21 protein-coding genes and 1 tRNA gene are annotated in these 21,078 nt (G+C 72.2%); 8 read left to right on the top strand and 14 right to left on the bottom strand.

Annotation, left to right across the window (positions count from 1 at the left end):
• The first annotated feature begins 250 nt into the window (after nucleotides 1–250).
• Nucleotides 251–646, top strand: a complete 396-nt coding sequence (locus GA0070613_RS16830) for a hypothetical protein (RefSeq protein ID WP_089013173.1) — start codon at nucleotides 251–253, stop codon at nucleotides 644–646.
• A gap of 883 nt (nucleotides 647–1,529) precedes the next feature.
• On the opposite strand, the gene GA0070613_RS16820 is transcribed toward GA0070613_RS16830, so the two are convergent.
• A complete protein-coding gene (locus GA0070613_RS16820; protein WP_089013171.1) occupies nucleotides 1,530–2,114 on the bottom strand; it encodes a TetR/AcrR family transcriptional regulator in 585 nt (194 codons plus the stop codon).
• A 196-nt stretch (nucleotides 2,115–2,310) separates the two neighbouring features.
• Between GA0070613_RS16820 and GA0070613_RS16815 the strand changes: the two genes are divergently transcribed.
• Nucleotides 2,311–3,339, top strand: a complete 1,029-nt coding sequence (locus tag GA0070613_RS16815; protein WP_157746369.1) for a hypothetical protein — start codon at nucleotides 2,311–2,313, stop codon at nucleotides 3,337–3,339.
• 159 nt (nucleotides 3,340–3,498) lie between these two features.
• Nucleotides 3,499–4,404: an NmrA family NAD(P)-binding protein gene (locus tag GA0070613_RS16810; protein WP_089013169.1), complete on the top strand. Its 906-nt coding sequence runs from the start codon at nucleotides 3,499–3,501 to the stop codon at nucleotides 4,402–4,404.
• A 75-nt stretch (nucleotides 4,405–4,479) separates the two neighbouring features.
• On the opposite strand, the gene GA0070613_RS16805 is transcribed toward GA0070613_RS16810, so the two are convergent.
• The 8 genes from GA0070613_RS16805 to GA0070613_RS32095 form a co-directional block, all read right to left on the bottom strand.
• Nucleotides 4,480–4,821 carry a hypothetical protein gene (locus tag GA0070613_RS16805; protein WP_157746368.1) on the bottom strand — a complete coding sequence of 114 codons (342 nt, stop codon included), beginning with the start codon at nucleotides 4,819–4,821 and terminating at the stop codon, nucleotides 4,480–4,482.
• A gap of 448 nt (nucleotides 4,822–5,269) precedes the next feature.
• Nucleotides 5,270–5,344, bottom strand: a tRNA-Val gene (locus GA0070613_RS16795).
• A gap of 83 nt (nucleotides 5,345–5,427) precedes the next feature.
• On the bottom strand, nucleotides 5,428–5,895 hold the full coding sequence (locus GA0070613_RS16790; protein WP_089013167.1) for a peroxiredoxin: 468 nt from the start codon (nucleotides 5,893–5,895) through the stop codon (nucleotides 5,428–5,430).
• Between the two features lie 81 nt (nucleotides 5,896–5,976).
• Entirely contained in the window at nucleotides 5,977–6,414 is a 438-nt protein-coding gene (locus tag GA0070613_RS16785; protein WP_089013166.1) for a DUF3052 domain-containing protein, read from the bottom strand.
• Nucleotides 6,415–6,525: 111 nt separating this feature from the next.
• Nucleotides 6,526–9,150, bottom strand: coding sequence for a thiamine pyrophosphate-dependent enzyme (locus GA0070613_RS16780; protein ID WP_089013165.1), 2,625 nt, complete (start codon nucleotides 9,148–9,150; stop codon nucleotides 6,526–6,528).
• A gap of 51 nt (nucleotides 9,151–9,201) precedes the next feature.
• Nucleotides 9,202–9,684, bottom strand: coding sequence for a MarR family winged helix-turn-helix transcriptional regulator (locus GA0070613_RS16775; protein WP_089013164.1), 483 nt, complete (start codon nucleotides 9,682–9,684; stop codon nucleotides 9,202–9,204).
• 260 nt (nucleotides 9,685–9,944) lie between these two features.
• Nucleotides 9,945–10,349, bottom strand: coding sequence for a secondary thiamine-phosphate synthase enzyme YjbQ (locus GA0070613_RS16770; RefSeq protein WP_172875834.1), 405 nt, complete (start codon nucleotides 10,347–10,349; stop codon nucleotides 9,945–9,947).
• A complete protein-coding gene (locus GA0070613_RS32095) occupies nucleotides 10,339–10,635 on the bottom strand; it encodes a hypothetical protein (protein WP_157746367.1) in 297 nt (98 codons plus the stop codon). The genes GA0070613_RS16770 and GA0070613_RS32095 overlap by 11 nt, the downstream gene beginning before the upstream one ends.
• A 180-nt stretch (nucleotides 10,636–10,815) precedes the next feature.
• Here GA0070613_RS32095 and aceE point away from each other — a divergent pair, with 180 nt between their 5' ends.
• Nucleotides 10,816–13,560, top strand: coding sequence for a pyruvate dehydrogenase (acetyl-transferring), homodimeric type (aceE, locus tag GA0070613_RS16765; RefSeq protein ID WP_089013162.1), 2,745 nt, complete (start codon nucleotides 10,816–10,818; stop codon nucleotides 13,558–13,560).
• A gap of 223 nt (nucleotides 13,561–13,783) precedes the next feature.
• On the opposite strand, the gene GA0070613_RS16760 is transcribed toward aceE, so the two are convergent.
• The gene (locus GA0070613_RS16760; protein WP_089013161.1) at nucleotides 13,784–14,230 is read right to left on the bottom strand and encodes an SRPBCC family protein; all 447 of its coding nucleotides are present in this window, start codon (nucleotides 14,228–14,230) and stop codon (nucleotides 13,784–13,786) included.
• A 186-nt stretch (nucleotides 14,231–14,416) separates the two neighbouring features.
• Between GA0070613_RS16760 and GA0070613_RS16755 the strand changes: the two genes are divergently transcribed.
• The 3 genes from GA0070613_RS16755 to gltX are packed head-to-tail and all read left to right on the top strand — an operon-like array spanning nucleotide 14,417 to nucleotide 18,480.
• Entirely contained in the window at nucleotides 14,417–15,748 is a 1,332-nt protein-coding gene (locus GA0070613_RS16755; RefSeq protein WP_089013160.1) for a GH1 family beta-glucosidase, read from the top strand.
• Entirely contained in the window at nucleotides 15,745–17,022 is a 1,278-nt protein-coding gene (locus GA0070613_RS16750) for an MFS transporter (protein ID WP_089013159.1), read from the top strand. The genes GA0070613_RS16755 and GA0070613_RS16750 overlap by 4 nt, the downstream gene beginning before the upstream one ends.
• Nucleotides 17,023–17,070: 48 nt before the next feature.
• On the top strand, nucleotides 17,071–18,480 hold the full coding sequence (gene gltX / locus GA0070613_RS16745) for a glutamate--tRNA ligase (protein ID WP_089013158.1): 1,410 nt from the start codon (nucleotides 17,071–17,073) through the stop codon (nucleotides 18,478–18,480).
• Between the two features lie 253 nt (nucleotides 18,481–18,733).
• On the opposite strand, the gene GA0070613_RS16740 is transcribed toward gltX, so the two are convergent.
• Complete coding sequence (locus GA0070613_RS16740) at nucleotides 18,734–19,354, bottom strand: copper resistance CopC family protein (RefSeq protein ID WP_089013157.1); 621 nt, start codon at nucleotides 19,352–19,354, stop codon at nucleotides 18,734–18,736.
• Between the two features lie 224 nt (nucleotides 19,355–19,578).
• Here GA0070613_RS16740 and GA0070613_RS16735 point away from each other — a divergent pair, with 224 nt between their 5' ends.
• A complete protein-coding gene (locus tag GA0070613_RS16735; RefSeq protein WP_089013156.1) occupies nucleotides 19,579–20,232 on the top strand; it encodes a hypothetical protein in 654 nt (217 codons plus the stop codon).
• A 42-nt stretch (nucleotides 20,233–20,274) separates the two neighbouring features.
• Here the strand turns inward: GA0070613_RS16735 and GA0070613_RS32985 are convergent, their stop codons facing one another.
• The 3 genes from GA0070613_RS32985 to GA0070613_RS32980 form a co-directional block, all read right to left on the bottom strand.
• The gene (locus tag GA0070613_RS32985) at nucleotides 20,275–20,409 is read right to left on the bottom strand and encodes a zinc-binding dehydrogenase (protein ID WP_408631005.1); all 135 of its coding nucleotides are present in this window, start codon (nucleotides 20,407–20,409) and stop codon (nucleotides 20,275–20,277) included.
• A gap of 10 nt (nucleotides 20,410–20,419) precedes the next feature.
• Complete coding sequence (locus GA0070613_RS32090; protein ID WP_157746366.1) at nucleotides 20,420–20,758, bottom strand: hypothetical protein; 339 nt, start codon at nucleotides 20,756–20,758, stop codon at nucleotides 20,420–20,422.
• A gap of 149 nt (nucleotides 20,759–20,907) precedes the next feature.
• Nucleotides 20,908–21,057 (bottom strand): hypothetical protein, encoded by a 150-nt coding sequence (locus GA0070613_RS32980; protein WP_197698910.1) that lies wholly within the window; start codon nucleotides 21,055–21,057, stop codon nucleotides 20,908–20,910.
• Nucleotides 21,058–21,078 lie beyond the last annotated feature (21 nt).

Here is a 21,078-nt window from a genome sequence, read left to right as displayed (position 1 = left end):
ACGAGAACAACGACGACCAGACTCCGACCGAGCCATACGCTCCGCCCGGACCCGATGCAGAAGACCACCTCCGCTGGCTGGAGGAGCGTCTCGGCCCACTGGCGATGGCGCTGTCGTCGTGGATCCGCATCGTAGGCGACGTGTGGCTGGTGGGAACGCACCCGCAGTGGTCCAGTTCGGCAGCGGCCGACCCGCTCGTGCTCGAAGTGGAGGGTTCCCGCTACGAAGGCATCCGGGATAGCCTCCGAGCATGCGTTACCTCACCCGGTCGTTTGTCCTCGGCGCGCTCGGCCGCAGGAAGGGCGTTGAGCAGTTCGTCGGACCCATCACGCTGGCGGGCGTCCGGGGCATCCGCTGGGTCTCGGTCTGGCCCTGGCAGGACGGCTACAACGTGTCCGTCCATGACGTACAGGATCTGGACGACGAGCACTACCGCGACGTGTCCGTGTTCCCGCCCCTCGATCCAGAAGACGAAGGCGACACGGGCTTTGGCCGCGTGATCGGCCACGTTCAAGACCCGGCCGAAGCATTGGAGCTGGCAAAGCGGGCAACCGGGGCCTCCCCGCATCGGTGGGTCAACCACGGGGTTGCCGGGGACGACTATGCGGACCTCGTGTTGGCGAGGCGCGCGCAGCACCAGCCCTGACCATCAGTTTGGAAGGTGCCTTGCTCGTCACGCTGCGCTCGCTTGTTTCGAGATCATGGCCGCCGTAGCGCTACGGAGTGCCACTGGAAGAGGCCAGGGAAGCGCCGTTGTTGGCCGCTGCTGACCAATGGATCGGGCACGCATCGGGCACACGACCGCCAGCGACCACCCCGGTCATCGGCCGACCTCGGCGCCGCCGCGCACCGGGTAGTACCGACGCAGCCACATGATTGCCCGGTCGATCTGGTGCGGCGACATCTGGCTGCTGTCGGACGGTCGGCTCTGGCGGGCTCGTGGCCGCGTTGGTGACGGAGGGCAGGAGGTCTCGTACGACTTCGCGGATGAGGCGTCCGCCCGGTCGATGGTCGACCGGATGATGAAGACCTCGGCCGGTACGTGGTGCGACCTCACGGAGGCGCTCCGGCAGGAGGCCAATCACCGGCGCAGTGAATAGCTAGACCGCGGTGACTCGCCGCGACGGATACAGCAACGTGGGTGCCCACGCGAAACCAGAACCCCATCTCCCCGCCACGGCGTCGACCAAACCCCTGTCGACCGCGACTCGCCGGATGTGCACCGAGGGAGGTTTGACCAGGCCAGGGCCGGGGACGCGAGTTGGTATGGCGACAGGAGCAGCGGGACAGCGACGGCTGGCGAACGTGGTGGAGGGCTGGATCGGCCGTGGGCTGCTGATGGTGGGCGACGCGATGCTCGGCGAGTGGCGATTCGCCGAGTGAGATCGGCTCTGCCGGGAGGCGCTGGCCCCCGTGCTGACCCTGCGCCGGCGCCCGGTCCTGCCGCGGGCCGGGAACGGACGGCCGGGCCCGGCCTGGAGCCGACCTGCAGCCCCGGGCGGCGGCCGACGCCGTCGGCCGGCCCCCGGTCAGTCCGTGCGCTGCTGCGGTTCGGACTGCCCGGTGCCGCTCTCGGTGAGAGCCGTGCGCGCGGCCTGCAGCAGTTCTTCGGAGAGCGGGTTGCCCCGGGTGGCGCGGGCGAGGACGAGGGCACCGACCATGGTGCAGAGCTGGGCCATGCCGTCGTCGTCGCCGGTGGCCAGCTGAGCGGCGCGGTTCCGTACCGCGTTGATGTAGACGTGGTGGGCGCGGGCGGCCTGGTCGGGCTCGCGCCCCAGGTCAGCGGCGAATCCGGAGACGGGGCAGCCGTCTCCGGCGTGATCGCGGTGCCAGACCGAGAGGTAGTGCTCGATCAGCGTCCGGCGGGCGGCCTCGTGCTCCACGAGCGTCACCGCCGAGTGTGCCGCCTGCTCGGCGAAGGCGTGGGCGATGGCCTCGTCGACCAGGGCCTCCTTGGAGGCGAACTGCTTGTAGAACCCGCCATGGGTGAGCCCGACGGCCTTCATCAGGTCGGCGATGCTGACCGCGGTGCCCTTCTCGCGGAACATCCGGGAGGCGGCGGCTACGACGCGCTGCCGGTTCTCCTGTGCTTGCGCCTGGGACACGCGGCTCATGGAATCACTCTCCTCAGATGGATGATGGATGTCACTTGCCATCTATCCTAGCCTCCGTTTAGATTGTTGGCGACATCCAATTGAGGCCGACTGGGTCACCCGGCAGGTCAAGCAGGGCCTAGCGCTGCCTCCCACCGTCTGAGGGCGACGGCCTCAGTCCAGCAATCGCAGCACCGCCGACAGAACTGGACACCCTATGACATCGCCACCCACCCCCACCGAGTCCACGCCACCCGTGCCGTCCGGGCCGTCCGCCCGCCGGAGGGTGCCGGTGCGGGCCTGGCTGCAACCAGCGATCGTCGGACTGATCGTGGTATCGGCCTTCATCGGCTTATATGTGGGCCTCCAGCGCAACCCCGAGCCGCACGGCGTGCCGCTGGCCGTGACCGGGCAGCAGCTCGCCACCGAGGTCCAGCAGACGCTCGGCGACCGAGTCGACGTGCACCAGGCAGCCGACGCCGCCTCGGCGCGCCGCGCAGTGCTCTACCGTGACGCCGTCGCAGCCCTCGGCCCCAACGGTGACGGCGGGCTGCGGCTGGACGTGGCCGGAGCCAACGGCGTGTCCACCACCAACGCCGTCACCGGCCTCGCCGCCACCTATGCGAACCAGGCGGGGCAGCACCTGGAGACCGCGGACATCGTCCCGCTGGCCAAGTACGACAGTCGCGGACTGAGCGGCTTCTATGTGGCGTTCGGTGTGACCCTCGCCGGGTTCGTCCTCGCCCAGGCCACCTTGGGCCTCAGCCACGTGCTGCCCCTGCGCTACCGGTTCCGGCTGATCTGGGGCTTCTCGGCAGCCTGCGGCACCATCGCGGCCGCCATCGCCGGACCCATCCTGGGAGCCCTACCGGCACCGTTCCTGCCCCTGGCGGGCACGCTCGCGCTGCTGGCAGCCGCGGCAGCGTTCGCCACCAAGCTGCTCGGCACCTGGCTGGGCCCGATCGGCGTCCCGGTGGCCACCCTGCTGCTGCTCACCATCGGCAACTCGACCAGCGGCGCCACCATCGGCGTCGTCCTGCTGCCCCGTCTGGCCCGCATCGTCTCGGGGCTGCTCCCGCCCGGCGCCGCCATACGGGCCGTCGGCGACCTCAGCTACTTCGGCGGTGCCCACGTCGCCGGCCCGCTGATCACCCTCGCGCTGTGGGCCGTGCTCGGGACGCTGCTGGTGGGCCTGCGGTCCCGACAGGTCGCCACCCGGGCCGGACAGGTCGCCACCCGGGGGTGAGGGCCCGCTGCCCGGGACCCGCAGGTCAGGCCCCGTTTGCCGTCCTATGCTCGGTGCCCACCGTGCACATCGCCGCGGCCGACGCCTTGCTGGCAGCTCCGCTGACGCTCTGATCACACCTCAACTCAGATAATCCATTACTCCGAAGGAGATCGACTGATGGTTGCCAGCAACCTTGTTCTCATCCCCGGTGCCGGCGGCGTGGGCCGTACGGTCTTCGAGCAATTGCGCGCTCAGGATGTGCCGGTGCGTTTCATGGTCCGTCGCGAGGACGAGCGTGCGGCTGAGCTGCGGGCGCTCGGCGCGGAGGTCGTCATCGGTGACCTGACCCGGCCCGAGACGGTAGCGGCCGCGCTGCAGGGCGTGGCGCGGATGTACTTCGCGATGCCCGTGTCGCCGGACCACCTGCTGGCGGCGACCGTGGTGGCCACCGTGGCACGGGAGTACGGGAAGCTGGAGGCCCTGGTCGACCTGTCGCAGATGACGGTGTCGCAGATGACCGCCACCAGCACCGAGGAGTCGCACCAGCAGCGGCTGCACTGGCTGGCGGAGCAGGTATTCAACTGGTCCGGCCTGCCCGTGGTGCACATCCGGCCGACGGCGTTCCTGGACACTCCGCTGTTCACCACGATGGCGGCGCGGTCGATTCAGGAGAACGGCACGATCGCGCTGCCGTTCGGCACCGGACGCACCTCGCCGGTCGCCGTGGGCGACGTCGCCCGGGTCATCGCCACCGTGCTCCGCGACCCGGCTCCGCACATCGGGCAGGTCTACGAGCTGACCGGGCCACAGTCGGTCGACATGACGGAGCTGGCCGCGGAATTCTCTCGGGCGCTGGATCGTCAGGTGTCCTATGTGGACGTGCCGCTGGACCGGTGGCAGACCCAGGGGCTCTCCAGGATGGGCCTGCCGCCGCACGTCGAACAGCACATCGCCACCATGGCCCAGCTGCACCGGGACAACCGTTACGACCGTACGGCCGACGGCGTCGAGCGCGTGACGGGCATCCCGCCCCAGTCGATCGAGGCGTTCGTGGCCGCCCGCAGGGACTTCTACCTGGGCTGAGCCGCCCCGGCCAAGGCCGGCCCCGGGGCGACTGCTGTCGCGGGGCCGGCTCAGCCGACGCGTGGCGGCAGCTGCTCAACGGCAGGCATCCGCTCGGACGTGCACACCGCACCACGGCGGCAGGTCGGCTGCCCACACCCGCCAGCCGCCCGCGTCGCACCGCGTCTCGAACCGCCGCGGATGGGCTGTGCCGCTGAGGTTGGCCTGTTCGTTCCACCAGATCGCGTGGACCTGGGCGGTCACCGTCGCACGCTCGTCGCCCTGGTCCTCGACGTCAATCGGTCCGACCGTCTCAAGCTTCGACGGAACATTGGCGCGCTCCATCTCGCCGCGGTACTGACGCCACTGCCGCAGCAGCTCGTCATGACGCCTGCCGGCCAGCACCCGCGACAGACCGATCTCCTCCCCGCTGCTCATCTGGAGTACGTATACGGTCACCGCCGCGTCCCGCGTCGCCTCACCTCGCTCCGCCTCGGCCTGCCGCAGAACAGCCCACGACACCGGCACAGCCACGATCCCGGTACGCCGCCAGCCTGTCCTTGGCCGCGCAAACTCGCGGTCGCCAAGTCCGGCCCGTCCGGCTGGCTTCTCTCGGCTGTCCCGGCCCAGGCGTTCATGGCGCTGGTCAAGCTCGTCCTCGCCCCGGCTCCGGCCGGGTCGCAGGACACCCCGCCGGCCTCTGCGCCGGCTGAGCCGATCCGCGTCCAGATAGCCGAGCAGGTCACCCAGCCGGCACCGCCGGCCGCCCTCACCCCGGCCCCCAAGCCGGAACCCGTCACCGTCCCGACGCACCTGCTGCCCACCGCCCGTTTCGCTGCCGTGCAGCACGAACAGGGTGTGGAGCAGGTTTTCCCTGGTCAGTTGGTGGTGGGCGCGGCAGGTTTCGAACCTGCGACCCCTCGCTTGTAAGGCGAGTGCTCTCCCGCTGAGCTACGCGCCCGGAACGCCCGTACGGCGGGCCGGTGGCTGGCAAGCTTACCTGCCGGTCACCGGCCCGGTCGAACGGTATGCCCGGTTCTGGGATCACGCGGCGGCGGTCTCGGCGAGCGCCTTGCGCCAGCCCTGCTGGTCCCGCGCCTCGCCCGGCATGTTCATCTCGGCGAAGCGGACCACGCCAGCCTTGTCGATCACGAAGGTGCCCCGGTTGGCGATGCCCGCGACGTCGTTGAAGACGCCGTACGCCTGGGCCACCGCGCCGTGCGGCCAGAAGTCGGCCAGCAGCGGGAACTGGTAGCCCTCCCGGTCGGCCCAGATCTTGTGGGCGTAGACCGAGTCGACGCTGACGGTCAGCACCTGGACGTCGTCGTTGACGTACTCGTTGAGGTTGTCCCGCACCTCGCACAGCTCGCCCTGGCAGATGCCGGTGAAGGCGAGCGGGTAGAAGACCAGCAGCACGGTGCGCTTGCCGCGGAAGTCGGAGAGCCGGACCTCCTGGTTGTTCTGGTCCTTCAGCACGAAGTCCGGCGCCTCGGCGCCAACCTCGATGGTCATGCGAGCTCCTCGGGGGGTCGAGTCTGGAGACAATCAGCCTGCCACACCCGGCGGCGCGGGCCGCCGGGGCGTGGACAGTCGCTACTTCTTCGCCTTGGACCCGCGCCGGAGCACCAGGCGCGCGCCGCTCCAGTCGCGGCCCGCGTTGATGGTGGAGGTCTGCTGGAGGCCGGCGGTCTGCGCACTCTCCGCGACCTCGCTCGGCTCGACGTGGCCGTCCCGCCCCGCCTTGGGCGTCAGGAGCCACACCACCCCGTTGTCGGCCAGCGGCCCGAGGGCGTCGACGAGAAGCTCGAAGAGATCACCGTCGCCGTCGCGGTACCAGACGAGCACCGAGTCGACCACCTCGTCGGTGTCCTCGTCGACCAGCTCTCCACAGCGGTCGGTCAGGGCGTCCCGGAGATCCTGGTCGACATCGTCGTCGTACCCCATCTCCATGACGACCATCCCCGGCTCGATCCCGAACCGGTCCGCCAGGCTGCGTACCCCGTCGGCGGCCTGACCAGCGGTCGCGCTCACTGTCGCGTGCCTCCTCATCTCATCCCTGCTCGCGGCGTCGTACGACGCCGTCGGGCCAAGTCCACACAGTTGTGGCTCCCCGCGCAAGTGGCGCACCGGGTGGAACGGAATTTACCGTGCCAGCAGCGTACGGGCACCCTGGGTAATGGCTTCCTCGGAGACCAGAACCTGACGTGCTGCCGGACCTAATGGTACAAAAGAGTCGACGCCGGCCACCCGCCGCGCCGCGCCGACGTACCCGGCGTCGACCAGCGCGGCGATCACCCCCTCGCCCACCCCGCCCGACCGACGGGTCTCGTCGACGACCAGCACCCGGCCGGTGGCCGAGGCCTCCCGGATGATGTCCGCCACCGGCAGCGGGGCGAGCCAGCGCAGGTCCACCACCCGGCTGCCGATCCCCTCGTCGGCGAGGGTGGCCGCCGCCCGCAGCGACATCCGCACCCCGTTACCGAAGGTGATGATGGTGACGTCCTCGGCCGAGCCGACCCCGTACACCCGGGCCCGGCCGATCGGGACGTGGCCGGCCGCCCACGCGCCCGGTTCGGCGTACTCCCTCAGCCACTCCCCGTCGCCGTCGGTGTAGAGGTCCCGGGTGTGGTAGAGCGCGATCGGCTCCAGGAAGACGCCGACGCTGCCGTCCACCGCCGCGGCGGCCAGGCAGGTCCGCAGCATGGGCGCGGCATCGTCCGGCCGCGCCGGCACCGCGATCAACAGGCCGGGCACGTCCCGCAGTACGGCCACCGAGTTGTCGTTGTGGAAGTGCCCGCCGAACCCCTCCTGGTACGCCAGCCCGGCGACCCGCACCACCATCGGGTTGCGGAACGCCCCGCCGGAGAAGAACTGCATGGTGGCCGCCTCGCCACGCAGCTGGTCCTCGGCGTTGTGCAGGTACGCCAGGTACTGGATCTCCGGCACCGGCAGCATCCCGGCGGCCCCCGCGCCGAGGCCCAGCCCGAGGATCGAGGTCTCGTCGAGGAGCGTGTCGAAGACCCGGGCCGCGCCGAACCTGTCCCGCAGCCCCTTCGTCACCCCGTACACCCCGCCCTTGGCGGCGACGTCCTCGCCGAACACGGCCATCCCGGGGTGGTCCAGCATCCCGTCGGCCAGCGCCGCGTTGATGCTCTGCGCCAGGGTGAGCGGGCCGGCCAGCTCCGGCGGCTTGCCGCCGAACGCCTCGGCGCGCGCGCCCGCGTTCGGCCCGGCCGCCCGGGCCGCCGCGTCGGCCACGGCGCGGGAGATCCGCACCGGTCGGCGCGGGGCCAGCGCCGCCACCACCTCGGCCGGGGAGGCGAGCTTCGGCTCGTCGAGCACCTCCTCGGCCACCCGGCGGACCTGCCAGCCCCGCTCGTCGTACCGGGCCAGCAGCTCCTCGCCGGTGGCGAAGCCCCCCTCGACCAGCAGCCGCGCGGTGGCCAGCAGCGGGTCCCGCGCGGCGTCGGCGGCGATCTCCGCCGGGCTCCGGTACGCGGTCTCCGCGTCCGCCCCGGCGTGCCCCATCAGCCGCACGGTGGTCAGGTGCAGCACGGCGGGCCGCCGGTGCCGGCGCACCCACGCCGCCGCCTCCCCCGCCACCCGGTACGCCTCGACCGGGTCGGCGCCGTCGGCGGCGAAGTAGCGGATCCCCGGCTTGGCGCGCAGCGTCGCCGCCACCCAGCCCTGCGGCGAGCGGACGCTGATGCCGAGGCCGTTGTCCTCGCAGACGAAGAGGACCGGGATGCGCAGCCCAGTGTGGTCGTACCAGCCGGCGGTGTTGAACGCGGCGGTGGCGCTGGCGTGGTTGACCGAGGCGTCGCCGAACGAGCAGACCACGATCGCGTCCGGCGGCCACGGCGAGCCGGTCGCCTCGCCGGTCGACGCCGCGGACCCGGCCCGTCGCCCGCCGCCCACCCGGCGCAGCCGTTCCAGGGCCAGCCCCAGGCCGACCGCCCGGGGCAGGTGCGAGGCGATGGTGGAGGTGGTGGGGATGACGGCCAGGTCGGCCCGGCCGAACACCTTGTGCCGGCCACCGGCGATCGGCTCCCGCGCCGAGGCGACCATCCCCCGCAGCACGTCCCGCGCCGCCTCCGCGTACGCGTCCTCGGCGACCGGGACCCGCTCACCGACCACCGCCTCACCCGTCGCGTCGACCGCCACCCCGGCGCCGGCCGGCACGGTGGCCGCCTCGTCGGCGGGGGCGTCCCGGTCCCGGGCCGGCGACGTGGTGGCTGCGGCGGACTCCCGGCCGTGCTCCGGTGACGCGGTCCCGGAAGGCGGCGGCTCGACCGCATCCTCGACCGACCGCCCGGCGTCGGCCGACCCGCCGCCGTCGGTGGAGTCGGCGCCGTCGACCGGAACGCCGACGGACCCCGGGCCGGTCGACGGACCGTCCGCGATCCCGGGCGGGAAGGTACCGGCGGCCTGGGCGGCACGGAGGCAGTAGAAGGCCCCGGAGCGGTAGTGCAGGAGGGCGGGGTCGGTGGGCCGGAGGGCGGCGGCCACCGCCGCGTTGCTCTCGTGACCGGCGGAGCCGATCGTGTAGAACCCCTCACCGAAGCTGCGCAGCCACCGCCCGGCGAGGTCCAGCAGCCGACTGGTGACCTGGGCGTCGAAGAGGGCCAGCGCCTGGGCTCCGGTCAGCGGCGCGCCCTCGGTGAGCGGCTCGTCGAGGTCACGCCGCCGGGCGGGGACGCCGAGCGCGCCCAGAGCCTCCCGGAACCGGTCGTCGAGATCTTGCGGGGTGGTCACGTCGGACAGCATTACCGACGAAGGGCCCCCTCGCCCACCCGGACACGATCCGCCCGCCGACGATCACTCGTCGCCGCACTGCTCCGGGCAGCCGCCGTCGGAGACCTTCCAGACCAGCTCACGCAGGGCGGCCAGCTCACCGGTGGTGAGGCTGCCGAGCAGTCGCGAATCGGACATCACCTGGTGCACCCGGTCCCGCATCCGCCGGCCGGCGTCGGTCACCACCAGCGTCTTCTGCCGCCGGTCGGCGGGGTCGACCCGCCGCTCCACCAGGCCGGCCTGCTCCAGCTTGTCGACCAGGCCGGTGACGTTGGAGCGGTCGCAGCGCAGTTGCTCGGCAAGGTCCCGGGCGGGCAGCGGCCGGTCCGGGTCCAGCTCGTGCAGCGCCCGGGCGACGGCCGGGGTGAGGCCCAGCTCGGAGATCTCCACGTCCTGGTAGTGCCGGATCGCGGAGGCGATGTGCATGATCCGGCGCACCGCGTCCCCGGCCAGGCCGGAGCGGTCGCCCGCGTCGGGGCCGGCGGTGGGGGCGGTGGGTTGCGCCATGCCTCACATCCTACTTGCCATCCAATTGCGCCCTGTTCACCAAGATCCGCGTAACCCAGCTCGCGCTCACCGCCGCCTGACCCCCACCACAACCCGGGGGTGGGGTGGGGCGGGTGGCGTGGTGGGCGAAGAGAGCGCCGAGCGGGAGGAGGGCCGCGGTGAGCGCGGCCCTGACCGGTCCGGCCGGACCGGTCAACACCACCGCGGAAAGGTCGGGGTGTGCGGAGCACCGGACACCGCGACCTGCCGTACCGGGCCCGTCAGCCCGGGAGGAAGGAGAAGCGGACCTTCCGGCTGGGGTTGTCGCCGTTGGTGTCGACCAGGCAGATCGACTGCCAGGTGCCGAGCGCCAGCCGCCCGTCGACCACCGGCAGGGTCGCGTACGGCGGGACGAACGCCGGGAGCACGTGATCGCGCCCGTGACCGGGTGAGCCGTGCCGGTGCTGCCAGCGCTCGTCGGCGGGGAGCAGGTCGTCGATCGTCCGCAGCAGGTCGTCGTCGGAGCCGGAACCCGTCTCGATGACGGCCAGGCCGGCGGTGGCGTGCGGCACGAAGACGTGCAGCAGGCCGTCGCCCTGACCGGAGACGAACCGCTCGGCCTCGGCGGTGATGTCCCGGACGGTCGGCCGGGACCCGGTCTGGACGGTGATCACCTCACTGCGCATACGGCGCATTCTGCCGCAGCGGCTCAGGAACCGCCGCCGCTCCCGCCACAGTCGCCACCGCCGCCGCCGCCGTGGTCACCACCGCTGCCGCCGCAGTCGTACGACGGCATGTGCCCGCCGCCGTCCGGATGCGGCGGCGTGTACGGGAACGGGGCGGCGGAGCGGGGCGTGCCCCGTACCCCCACGGGCCGTCCCGCACCACGACGGCGCCGAAGACCGCGCCGACGGCCACCCCCGCCACCGCCGTCGTCGCGCCCAGGGTCACCGGTCGCCACCGCCACCGCATGCCGGCAGGGTAGCCCCTGGTGGCGAGCGGCGGATCCTGGCGCACCCGGTGATCGCGCAAAGTTACTGGTGGGTACCTGTGTTCAGCGTCGCGTCTGGGGGAGGGAGACGTGACGACGGGCGCCACCAGGGGGCAGGATGGCGCTAGAGACCTATCCCACACACAACCGAGGGAACGCCTGTGGCTACGGAACGCAAGCGCCCGGTGATCACCGCTGGTCTGCCGAGCCAGCTTCCGGACATCGACCCTGAAGAGACCGGCGAATGGGTCGAGTCGCTCGACGGTGTCATCGACGAGCGCGGGACCAAACGCGCCCGGTACGTCATGCTGCGCCTGCTGGAGCGGGCCCGCGAGCGCCAGGTCGGGGTGCCGTCCCTGACCACCACCGACTACATCAACTCCATCCCCCCGGAGCGCGAGCCGTGGTTCCCGGGAGACGAGCACATCGAGCGGCGGGTCCGGGCGTACATCCGGTGGAACGCCGCCATGCTGGTGCACCGGGCGCAGCGTCCCGAGATCGGCGTCGGCGGCCACATCTCCACCTTCGCCAGCTCGGCGTCGCTCTACGAGGTGGGCTTCAACCACTTCTTCCGCGGCAAGGACCACCCGGGCGGCGGCGACCACATCTTCTACCAGGGTCACGCCTCCCCCGGCATGTACGCCCGGGCGTTCCTCGAGGGCCGGCTCAGCGAGGACCAGCTCGACGGCTTCCGCCAGGAGCTGTCGCACCCGGGCGGCGGCCTGCCGTCGTACCCGCACCCGCGGCTGATGCCGGACTTCTGGGAGTTCCCCACCGTCTCGATGGGCCTCGGCCCGATCAACGCGATCTACCAGGCCCGGTTCAACCGGTACCTGCACCACCGCGGCATCAAGGACACCTCCCAGCAGCACGTCTGGGCGTTCCTCGGCGACGGCGAGATGGACGAGGTCGAGTCGCTGGGCGCGATCGGGGTGGCCGCCCGCGAGGAGCTGGACAACCTCACCTTCGTGATCAACTGCAACCTGCAGCGCCTGGACGGTCCGGTCCGCGGCAACGGCAAGGTCATGCAGGAGCTGGAGGCGTTCTTCCGGGGCGCCGGCTGGAACGTGATCAAGGTGGTGTGGGGCCGGGAGTGGGACCCGCTGCTCGCGGCGGACACCGACGGCGCACTGGTCAACCTGATGAACACCACGCCCGACGGTGACTACCAGACCTACAAGGCGGAGTCCGGGGCGTACGTCCGGGAGCACTTCTTCGGCCGCGACCCGCGGACCCGCAAGATGGTCGAGCACCTGAGCGACGACGAGATCTGGAACCTCAAGCGGGGTGGGCACGACTACCGCAAGCTATACGCGGCCTACAAGGCGGCGATGGAGCACACCGGTCAGCCGACGGTGATCCTGGCCAAGACGATCAAGGGCTGGACGCTGGGCTCGCACTTCGAGGCCCGCAACGCCACCCACCAGATGAAGAAGCTGACGCTGGAGGACCTGAAGCTCTTCCGCGACCGGCTCTACCTGGACATCCCCGACAAGCAGCTGGAGGACAACCCCTACCTGCCGCCGTACTACAACCCGGGTGAGAAGTCCGACGAGATCCAGTACCTCAAGGAGCGGCGGCAGCAGCTCGGCGGGTACCTGCCGTCCCGGCGGACCACCGGCAAGCGGCTGCAGATCCCCGGCCCCGAGCGGTTCTCCGACGTCAAGCGCGGCTCGGGCAAGCAGAAGGTGGCCACCACGATGGCCTTCGTCCGCCTGCTCAAGGACGTGATGAAGGACAAGGAGTTCGGCAGGCGCTGGGTGCCGATCATCCCGGACGAGGCCCGTACCTTCGGCATGGACTCGCTCTTCCCGACGGCGAAGATCTACTCGCTGCACGGCCAGCGGTACACCTCGGTGGACCGGGAGCTGTTCCTGTCGTACAAGGAGGCCACCGACGGACAGATCCTGCACGAGGGGATCAACGAGGCCGGCTCGGTCGCCTCGTTCACCGCCGTCGGCAGCTCGTACGCCACGCACGGCGAGCCGATGATCCCGATGTACATCTTCTACTCGATGTTCGGGTTCCAGCGGACCGCCGACGGGCTGTGGGCGGCGGCGGACCAGATGGCGCGGGGCTTCCTGCTCGGCGCGACCGCCGGGCGGACCACGCTCAACGGTGAGGGCCTCCAGCACGAGGACGGCCACTCGCTGCTGATCGCCGCCACCAACCCGGCGGTGGTCGCCTACGACCCGGCGTTCGCGTTCGAGATCGCGCACATCATGGAGAACGGCCTGCACCGGATGTACGGCGAGGCGCAGGAGAACGTCTTCTACTACCTGACGGTCTACAACGAGCCGATCTTCCAGCCGGCCGAGCCGAAGGGCGTGGACGTCGAGGGCATCCTCAAGGGCATCTACCGCTACTCCCCCGCGCCGCAGGTGGACGGGGACGCGCCGAAGGCGAACATCCTGGCCTCCGGCACCGGCATGCAGTGGGCGCTGAAGGCGCAGCAGGTGCTCGCCGCGGACTGGGGCGTGGCCGCCGACGTCTGGTCGGTGACCTCCTGGACCGAGCTGCGCCGGGACGCGGTGGAGTGCGAGGAGCACAACCTGCTCAACCCGGGCGGCGAGCAGCGGGTGCCGTACATCCAGCAGAAGCTGGCCGACGCCGACGGGCCGAAGGTCGCGGTCAGCGACTGGATGCGCGCGGTGCCGGACCTGATCTCCCGCTGGGTGCCCGGCGACTACACCTCGCTCGGCACCGACGGCTTCGGCATGTCGGACACCCGGCACGCGCTGCGCCGGCACTTCCACGTCGACGCCGAGTCGGTGGCGGTCGCGACGCTGCGGCAGCTCGCGCTGCGCGGCGCGGTGCCGGCGAACGTGCCGGCCGAGGCCGCCAAGAAGTACGCGCTGGAGGACGTCAACGCCGCCCCGGTCGGCGAGACCGGCGGCGACAGCTAGGTCGTACGCGAGAAGGGCCCGGCGCGATCCCGCGCCGGGCCCTTCGCCTTCCCTCGTCGATCATGGAGTTGTGGTGGTTGACAAAGGGCAGGAGGGTGTCGAATCGGGCGCCACAAGTCCATGATCGGCGCGCGCGGGGGTGGCGGCGGAATCGACGATGGTCCGGCGTCCCTGGCGGGGACGCCGGACCATCACCATCGCGGGCGACGCCGGGCCGGGCCCGTCAGCCGACGGCGGCCAGGTCGGTCAGTCGGGCCAGCGAGTCCTCCAGGTCGGCGCCGACCCGACGCAGGCCGAGCCGGAGCAGGGCGGCCTTCACCGGGCCGGCGGGCCACCGTACGACGATGAGCCGCACGATCGTCCCGCCCTCCTCCTCGTCCGGGGTCAGCTGTACGTAGATCTCGGTGCGCGCCTCGGCCCGGGCACCGGCGCCCTTGGCCCGTTCGCGCCACCCGATCAGGGTCGGCTCCTGGTAGGCGATCACCTCGGCCTCGTGCGCCGCGCCGCGCCCGGCCTGGACCAGCTGTCGCCGGCCGAAGCCCTCCCCCGAGAGGACCTCCGCCGCGCGAACTCCCGCCAGCCAGGCCGGCAACTGCTCGGCCCGCTGCACGACGTCCCAGACCGCTTCCACCGGCGCCATCACGTGCGCACTGCGTTCCACGAGGATCATTTCTGTCTTTCCCCCACTAAGGACACATCCGCGATATTCCGACTGTATGCGGTAATTCGGACTTACCCGGACGGGTTTGGAAAAGACACGCCGAAAACCCTTGCGCCGCCAGCGCCGCCCGGCCTATAGCGCATCGGCGGCTCGCGTCCTAGAGTCCCGAACACGCTTCGCGTTCTGGGAGGGCGAATGACGACCGCGCCGATGCCGGAGTTCCCCGCCGGGTTCCGCTGGGGGGTGTCCACCTCCGCCTACCAGATCGAGGGCGCGGTCGACGCCGACGGCCGCGGACCCTCCATCTGGGACACCTTCGCCCACTCCCCCGGGCGGATCGCCGACGGCAGCACCGGCGACGTGGCCTGCGACCACTACCACCGGTACCGCGAGGACGTCGCGCTGCTGGCGGGGCTCGGGGTGTCCGCGTACCGGTTCTCGATCGCCTGGCCCCGGGTACAGCCCACCGGGGTCGGGGCGGCCAGCCCCGCCGGGCTGGACTTCTACGAACGGCTGGTGGACGAACTGCTCGGCCGGGGCATCGACCCGGTCGCCACCCTCTTCCACTGGGACCTGCCGCAGGCCCTGGAGGACGCCGGCGGCTGGCTCAACCGGGACACCGCCGCCCGCTTCGCCGAGTACGCCGACCTGGTCGCCGCCCGCCTCGGCGACCGGGTGAAGCTCTGGATCACCCTCAACGAGCCGTTCATCCACATGAGCCTCGGGCACGGCATGGGCGTGCACGCCCCGGGCTGGATGCTGCTCTTCGACGCCTTCCCGGTGGCCCACCACCAACTGCTCGGGCACGGCCTCGCGGTGTCGGCGCTCCGGGCGCGCAGCGCCAGCCCGGTCGCCATCGCGAACAACTACTCCCCGGTGCGGCCGGCCGGCGACACCGACGCCGACCGGGCGGCCGGGGCGGCGTACGACGCGCTGCACAACCGGCTCTTCACCGACCCGCTGCTCGGTCTCGGCTACCCGGAGGGGCCCGACTTCGACCCGGGCGTGGTGCGCGACGGCGACCTCGACCTGATCGCCGCGCCGATCGACGTGCTCGGGGTGAACTACTACAACCCGACGGGGATCCGGGCTGCCGAACCGGACTCGCCGCTGCCGTTCGAGATCGTCCCGCTGGAGGGGTACCCGCGGACCGCCTTCGACTGGCCGGTGGCCCCGGACGGCCTGCGCGACCTGCTCGTCGGGCTGCGCGACCGGTACGGCGACGCGCTGCCGCCGATCCAGGTCACCGAGAGCGGCTGCGCGTACGACGACGTGCCGGACGCCGAGGGCCGGGTCGACGACCCCGAGCGGATCGCGTACCTGGACGGGCACCTGCGCGCCGTGCGGGCCGCGATCGACGAGGGCGTCGACGTGACCGGGTACTTCGTCTGGTCGCTGTTGGACAACTGGGAGTGGGCCGAGGGCTTCACCAAGCGGTTCGGCCTGGTGCACGTCGACTACGCCACCCAACGGCGGACGCCCAAGTCGTCGTACGGCTGGTTCCGCGACCAGGTGATCAAGCCGTGACCACGATGAACCCGACGCCGGCCTCGCTGCCGGCGGCGCTCGCCGAACCGACCGTGCCGGTCCGGCGGAGCTGGATCGCGCTGATCTTCGCGGCCAACCTGGGCGTCTGGATGGCCTTCTTCACCCCGATCCAGGTGCTGCTGCCCCAGCAGATCGAGCGGATCGCGCCGGGCGACAAGGAGGCGATGCTCGCGGTCGTCACCGGGCTGGGCGCGCTCGCCGCGGTGCTGGCCAACCCGCTCGCCGGGGCGCTGTCGGACCGGACGGTGATCCGGGTGGCCAGCCGGCGCCTCGGCCGGCGGCACGTCTGGACCGCCTCCGGCGCGGTGCTCGGCGCCCTGGCGCTGGTGCTGCTGGCCCGGCAGGACACCGTCGCCGGGGTGGCACTCGGCTGGGTGGCCGCGCAGGTCTGCTTCAACGCGATGCTGGCCAGCCTGACCGCCGCCATCCCGGACCGGGTGCCGGTCGCCCAGCGCGGCGGCGTCTCCGGCTGGGTCGGCATCCCGCAGGCGCTCGGCCTGGTGGTCGGGGCGGTGCTGGTCACCGCGCTGGTCACCGGCAACGCCGCCGGGTACGCCGCCATCGCCCTGGTGATGCTGCTGCTGTCGCTGCCGTTCGCGCTGCTCACCGCCGACGACCCGCTGCCCCGGGAGCACCGGCCGGCGCTGCGGCTGCGCGGGCTGCTCGCCTCGATGTGGATCAGCCCACGCCGGCACCCCGACTTCGCCTGGGCCTGGTTCACCCGGTTCCTGGTCCAGACCGGCAACGCGCTGGGCACCCTCTACCTGCTGTACTTCCTCACCGACGGGGTGCGCCACCCGGACCCCGAGGGCGCGCTGCTGGTGCTGATCCTGCTCTACACGCTCGGCATGATGCTCACCGCCGTGGTCGCCGGCCGACTGTCCGACCGGTCCGGCCGGCGCAAGGTCTTCGTGATCACCTCGGGTGTGATCATGGCGGTGGCGGCGCTGCTGCTCGCCGTGGCGCCGGTCTGGTCGATGGCGGTGGCCGCCGCGCTGCTGCTCGGCGCCGGCTACGGCGTCTACCTTGCGGTGGACGCGGCGCTGATCACCCAGGTGCTGCCGGCGGCCACCGACCGGGCAAAGGACCTCGGCGTGATCAACATCGCGAACTCGGCGCCGCAGGTGCTCGGGCCGGCCATCTCCGCCCCGATCGTGGTGCACCTGGGCGGCTACCCCACGCTCTACGCGGTCACCGCGGCGGTCACCCTGCTCGGCAGCGCGCTGGTGCTCAAGATCCGTTCGGTGCCCTGACCGGCCCCCTGGCGGAAAGCGGTCGCGGCCGGCCGTAGGCTGGGGGACGTGACGGTACGTGTACGCTTCGCCCCTTCCCCGACCGGTATGTTCCACGTCGGCGGCGCCCGCTCGGCGCTGCAGAACTGGATCTACGCCAAGCAGCAGGGCGGGGTGTTCGTGCTCCGCATCGAGGACACCGACGCGGCCCGCAACAAGCCCGAATGGACCGAGGGCATCCTGTCGGCGCTGGACTGGATCGGCATCGAGCGGGGCAGCTACGAGGGCCCGTACTTCCAGTCGTCGTACGCCGGCGAGCACCGGGCCGCCGCCCAGCGGCTGTACGACGCCGGCCGGGCGTACTACTGCGACTGCACCCGGGAGGACGTGCAGGCGCGGACCGGCTCGCAGTACCAGGGTTACGACGGGTTCTGCCGGGACCGGGGCCTCGGCCCGGGCGAGGGGCGCGCGCTGCGCTTCCGTACGCCGGACGAGGGCGAGACCGTGGTGGTCGACCTGATCCGTGGCGAGCCGACCTTCGAGAACAAGCTGATCGAGGACTTCGTGATCGCTCGCGGCGACGGCTCGCCGGTCTTCCTCCTCGCCAACGTGGTCGACGACATGACGATGGGGATCACCCACGTGATCCGGGCCGAGGAGCACCTGCCCAACACGCCGAAGCAGCAGCTCCTCTGGGACGCCCTCGGGGTCAAGCCGCCGATCTGGGCGCACGTGCCGGTGGTGGTCAACGAGAAGCGGCAGAAGCTCTCCAAGCGGCGGGACAAGGTCGCCCTGGAGGCGTACCGGGACGAGGGCTACCTCGCCGCCGCGATGCGCAACTACCTGATGCTGCTCGGCTGGGCCCCCTCCGGCGACCGGGAGATCGTGCCCTGGTCGGTGATCGAGGAGGAGTTCCGGCTGGAGGAGGTGAACCCCTCCCCCGCGTTCTTCGACGAGAAGAAGCTGCGCGCCTTCAACGGCGAGTACATCCGCGCACTGCCGGTCGAGGAGTTCATCGCAGCCTGCCAGCCGTGGCTGACCGGCACCGGCACCATCGCCCCGCCGCCGTGGCAGCCGGAGGAGTTCGACCCGGCCGCGTTCGCCGCGGTGGCGCCGCTGGCCCAGACCCGGATCGCGGTGCTCAGCGAGATCGTGCCGAACGTCGACTTCCTCTTCCTGGCCGACCCGCTGATCGACGAGGCGGCCTGGGCGAAGGCGATGAAGGAGGGCGCGGCCGAGCTGCTGGACGCCGCGATCGCTGCCTTCGACGCGCTGGAGTCCTGGGACGCGGAGTCGCTCAAGTCCACCCTGGAGGCGGTCGGCACGGAGCGCGGCCTGAAGCTGGGCAAGGCCCAGGCGCCGGTCCGGGTCGCGGTCACCGGCCGCACCGTCGGGCTGCCGCTCTTCGAGTCCCTGGAGGTGCTCGGCCGCGAGCGCGCCCTGACCCGGCTGCGCGCCGCCCGGGTCCGCCTGGTCTGACCCCGACATCCGAAGGGCCCGCCGGTCGTCCGGCGGGCCCTTCGTCGTACGGCGTGGCCGCGCCCTCAGCACACCGCTGTCCATCCTTTGCTCTGCTGCAGCCCACGCAACAGTGGACGGCGCTCGGTGTTGCGTCCAGTGCAGCAGAGCAAAGGGGCCGCGGCGGAGTGTCGGTCCCACCGTCGAACACCTCGCCCGACCGGCAGGGACGATCCGGGCAACGGCAGGGCGGCCCGCACCCACCGGGTGGCGGTCAGTCGCGCGCGGCGCGGCGGCGGAGCAGGAACGCCCCGCCGAGCAGCGCGAGCAGCGCGACGGCGCCGAGCGCCCAGAGCCAGCCCGATCCGTCGTCGGAGCGGCGGTCGGCGGCGAGCGCGGGGCTGGCCGGCGGGACGGCGGCCGAGCTGGCCGCGGCACCGGTCGGCAGGGCGCTGGCCGACACGGCACTGCTGGCGGTGGTAGTCGCCGACGGCGGCTCGGCCGGCAGGCCGGTGGTGACGGTGAAGCGGATCTCGCCGGTCACCGGGTGGCCGTCGGTCGATCCGACCCGGTAACCGACAATGTAGAGGCCGGCCGCGCCGGGCTTGAACGGCACACTCACCCGGTTGCCGGTGAACGTCGGCGCGCCGCCCGTCGCCGGCACGTTCTCCGGCCCGGTGACTGTGATCTTCGTCGTAGCGGGGGTCGGGGTGGCGAGGAAGCGGAGCTCGATCCGCTTCGGCGCAACCGCCAGTCGTGCCCCGTTCCGCGGGTCGCTGCCGGTCAGCGAATTGTGCGCGGCCGCCGGGGTGGCCGGCAGCATCACCGACACACCGACCGCCACGCCCAGAACCGCCAGCCAGGTACGCGCCACGCGTGCCACACTGCCCCCCATGAGTCCCTCCGCAAAGGTACGATCCGCCCGCTGATCAACGGCCGCTCGTTAGTCGGTCACAGATCGCAGATAGTTCCAATTACTCTTCCAGCAGCTGCAACCGAGCGACGTTCTGCGGAGTCTTTGAGGTGGGCACCCGGTCTGTGGGCTTGACCACCCTCGTCGGCCGATCAACGTGTGACCTGCAGCGGAAGCCACCCATCGAACGGGGCGAGGAGGCGGCGATGGTCCGGAAGGTGAGGCGGCTGCTGGCCGCGGTGACGGGTGCGCTGACAGCCATCGCCTGCTCGCTGGCGTTCGCCGGCACGGCCCAGGCGGCGGGGCCCAAGCTGCCACCCGCCGGAGTGGACATCAGCGGCTACCGGCTCGACCAGCCGCTGCGGCTGCGGGCCGACACCCGGCCGACCGAGGTCGTCGCCGTCATCGACCAGGTGAGCTGGCTCGGCCGTACCGGCCAGCAGCGCGGGCCGGAGGCGAAGAACCTCGGTCCGAAGTACACGGTCGTGGTGCTCGCCGGGGACGTGCCGATGCACACCTACGACCTCTACCCGCTGGCCAAGGGCGGCCCCCGGGTCTACCGGCCGGCCAAGCAGCCCGACCTCAGCAAGACCCGGGCCGGCTGGTTCTTCGGCCGGCTCAACATGTCCGAGACGCTGCGCAGCGTCGGGGTGCCGCTGGAGCGGCAGTTCGACACGGTCAGTGGCGGCGTGGGCGGCGGCGAACGGGTCATCCCGGAGGAGGCGCTGAACCCGGTGCAGGACATCAACGACGCGATGGACGAACTCCAGCGGCTGCTGCTGCTCAACGTCGGGGTGATGGTGGTCATCACGACCGGCCTTGCCGGCATCGCGCTGCTGATCCGGCGCCGCACCCGTTGAGCGGGTCGCCGACGGCGACCGGCCGGCGGCTCCGGCCCCCGCTCAGACCTCCAACACCACCTTGCCCCGGACGTGCCCCGGCTCCACCAGCCGCTGAGCCTCCGCGGCCTCCGCGAGCGGGAACGTCCGGGCCGCGTGCACGGTGAGCCGGTCGGCGTCGACCAGGGTCAGCACCAGTCGACCAGGGTCAGCACCAGCGGTGGGGCGGCCGTTCCCGGCGGAGCGTCCGGCTGCGGGGCCGGACCGGGCCGTGCCGGTGCGCCCCGGCCCAGCCGGCCAGGTCGCTGCGGCAGCCCTGGGCGGCCGCAGGCTCGGGCGGAGCCAGCTCGTCCGGCTCGGGCCCGCGCTGGCGCGGGGCGGGCGGGTCGTCGTCGACACGGTCGGGCCCGCGCCCGGCGGTCGGCTCCCCCTGGTGCGTCGCCCCGCTGAGCCGGCGGGGGTGCTTGGCGGACGCCGCTTGTTCGTGGTGGCCCGGCCGGCAGGGCTCGCCCTGGGCGCAGCCGTGCTCGGCCTCCCCGTGCCCCATCCCGGTCTCCTCACGCTCGCCGTCGCCCGTCGGGCAGGTCGCCCCGACGTGCCCTGACACCGTACTGGCCGGGGCCGACGGGCTGTGCGCCGCGTACCGGATCGGCCTGCGGCGGAGATCGTCCGGCGGACCGGGCCGCCGGCGGCCGCTCAAGCTCGGCGGTGGGCGTCCAGGTTGGCGCGGGTGAGCAGGGCGCGCAGGGCGTCGGCGACGCGGCCGGAGCGGAGCACGAAGCGTCCGGTGAGCCGGCAGGTGGCGTCGATGTCGCGGGCCAGCGCGGCGAGGTCGTGGTCGGTCACGGGAGATCATTCTGACGGGTG

It is taken from the genome of Micromonospora inositola, from assembly GCF_900090285.1.
Classification (GTDB): Bacteria; Actinomycetota; Actinomycetes; order Mycobacteriales; family Micromonosporaceae; genus Micromonospora; species Micromonospora inositola.
The sequence above is the reverse complement of the archived record's forward strand: the minus strand, read 5'-3'. Positions and strand labels throughout refer to the sequence as shown.

Bases quoted from the DNA above. Each gene is read 5' to 3' on its own strand.
- GA0070613_RS16830 (WP_089013173.1), top strand. From the start codon at position 251: ATGCGTTACCTCACCCGGTCGTTTGTCCTCGGCGCGCTCGGCCGCAGG.
- GA0070613_RS16820 (WP_089013171.1), bottom strand. From the start codon at position 2,114: ATGAGCCGCGTGTCCCAGGCGCAAGCACAGGAGAACCGGCAGCGCGTC.
- GA0070613_RS16815 (WP_157746369.1), top strand. From the start codon at position 2,311: ATGACATCGCCACCCACCCCCACCGAGTCCACGCCACCCGTGCCGTCC.
- GA0070613_RS16810 (WP_089013169.1), top strand. From the start codon at position 3,499: ATGGTTGCCAGCAACCTTGTTCTCATCCCCGGTGCCGGCGGCGTGGGC.
- GA0070613_RS16805 (WP_157746368.1), bottom strand. From the start codon at position 4,821: ATGAGCAGCGGGGAGGAGATCGGTCTGTCGCGGGTGCTGGCCGGCAGG.
- GA0070613_RS16790 (WP_089013167.1), bottom strand. From the start codon at position 5,895: ATGACCATCGAGGTTGGCGCCGAGGCGCCGGACTTCGTGCTGAAGGAC.
- GA0070613_RS16780 (WP_089013165.1), bottom strand. From the start codon at position 9,150: ATGCTGTCCGACGTGACCACCCCGCAAGATCTCGACGACCGGTTCCGG.
- GA0070613_RS16775 (WP_089013164.1), bottom strand. From the start codon at position 9,684: ATGGCGCAACCCACCGCCCCCACCGCCGGCCCCGACGCGGGCGACCGC.
- GA0070613_RS16770 (WP_172875834.1), bottom strand. From the start codon at position 10,349: ATGCGCAGTGAGGTGATCACCGTCCAGACCGGGTCCCGGCCGACCGTC.
- GA0070613_RS32095 (WP_157746367.1), bottom strand. From the start codon at position 10,635: ATGCGGTGGCGGTGGCGACCGGTGACCCTGGGCGCGACGACGGCGGTG.
- GA0070613_RS16760 (WP_089013161.1), bottom strand. From the start codon at position 14,230: ATGATCCTCGTGGAACGCAGTGCGCACGTGATGGCGCCGGTGGAAGCG.
- GA0070613_RS16755 (WP_089013160.1), top strand. From the start codon at position 14,417: ATGACGACCGCGCCGATGCCGGAGTTCCCCGCCGGGTTCCGCTGGGGG.
- GA0070613_RS16740 (WP_089013157.1), bottom strand. From the start codon at position 19,354: ATGGGGGGCAGTGTGGCACGCGTGGCGCGTACCTGGCTGGCGGTTCTG.
- GA0070613_RS16735 (WP_089013156.1), top strand. From the start codon at position 19,579: ATGGTCCGGAAGGTGAGGCGGCTGCTGGCCGCGGTGACGGGTGCGCTG.
- GA0070613_RS32090 (WP_157746366.1), bottom strand. From the start codon at position 20,758: ATGGGGCACGGGGAGGCCGAGCACGGCTGCGCCCAGGGCGAGCCCTGC.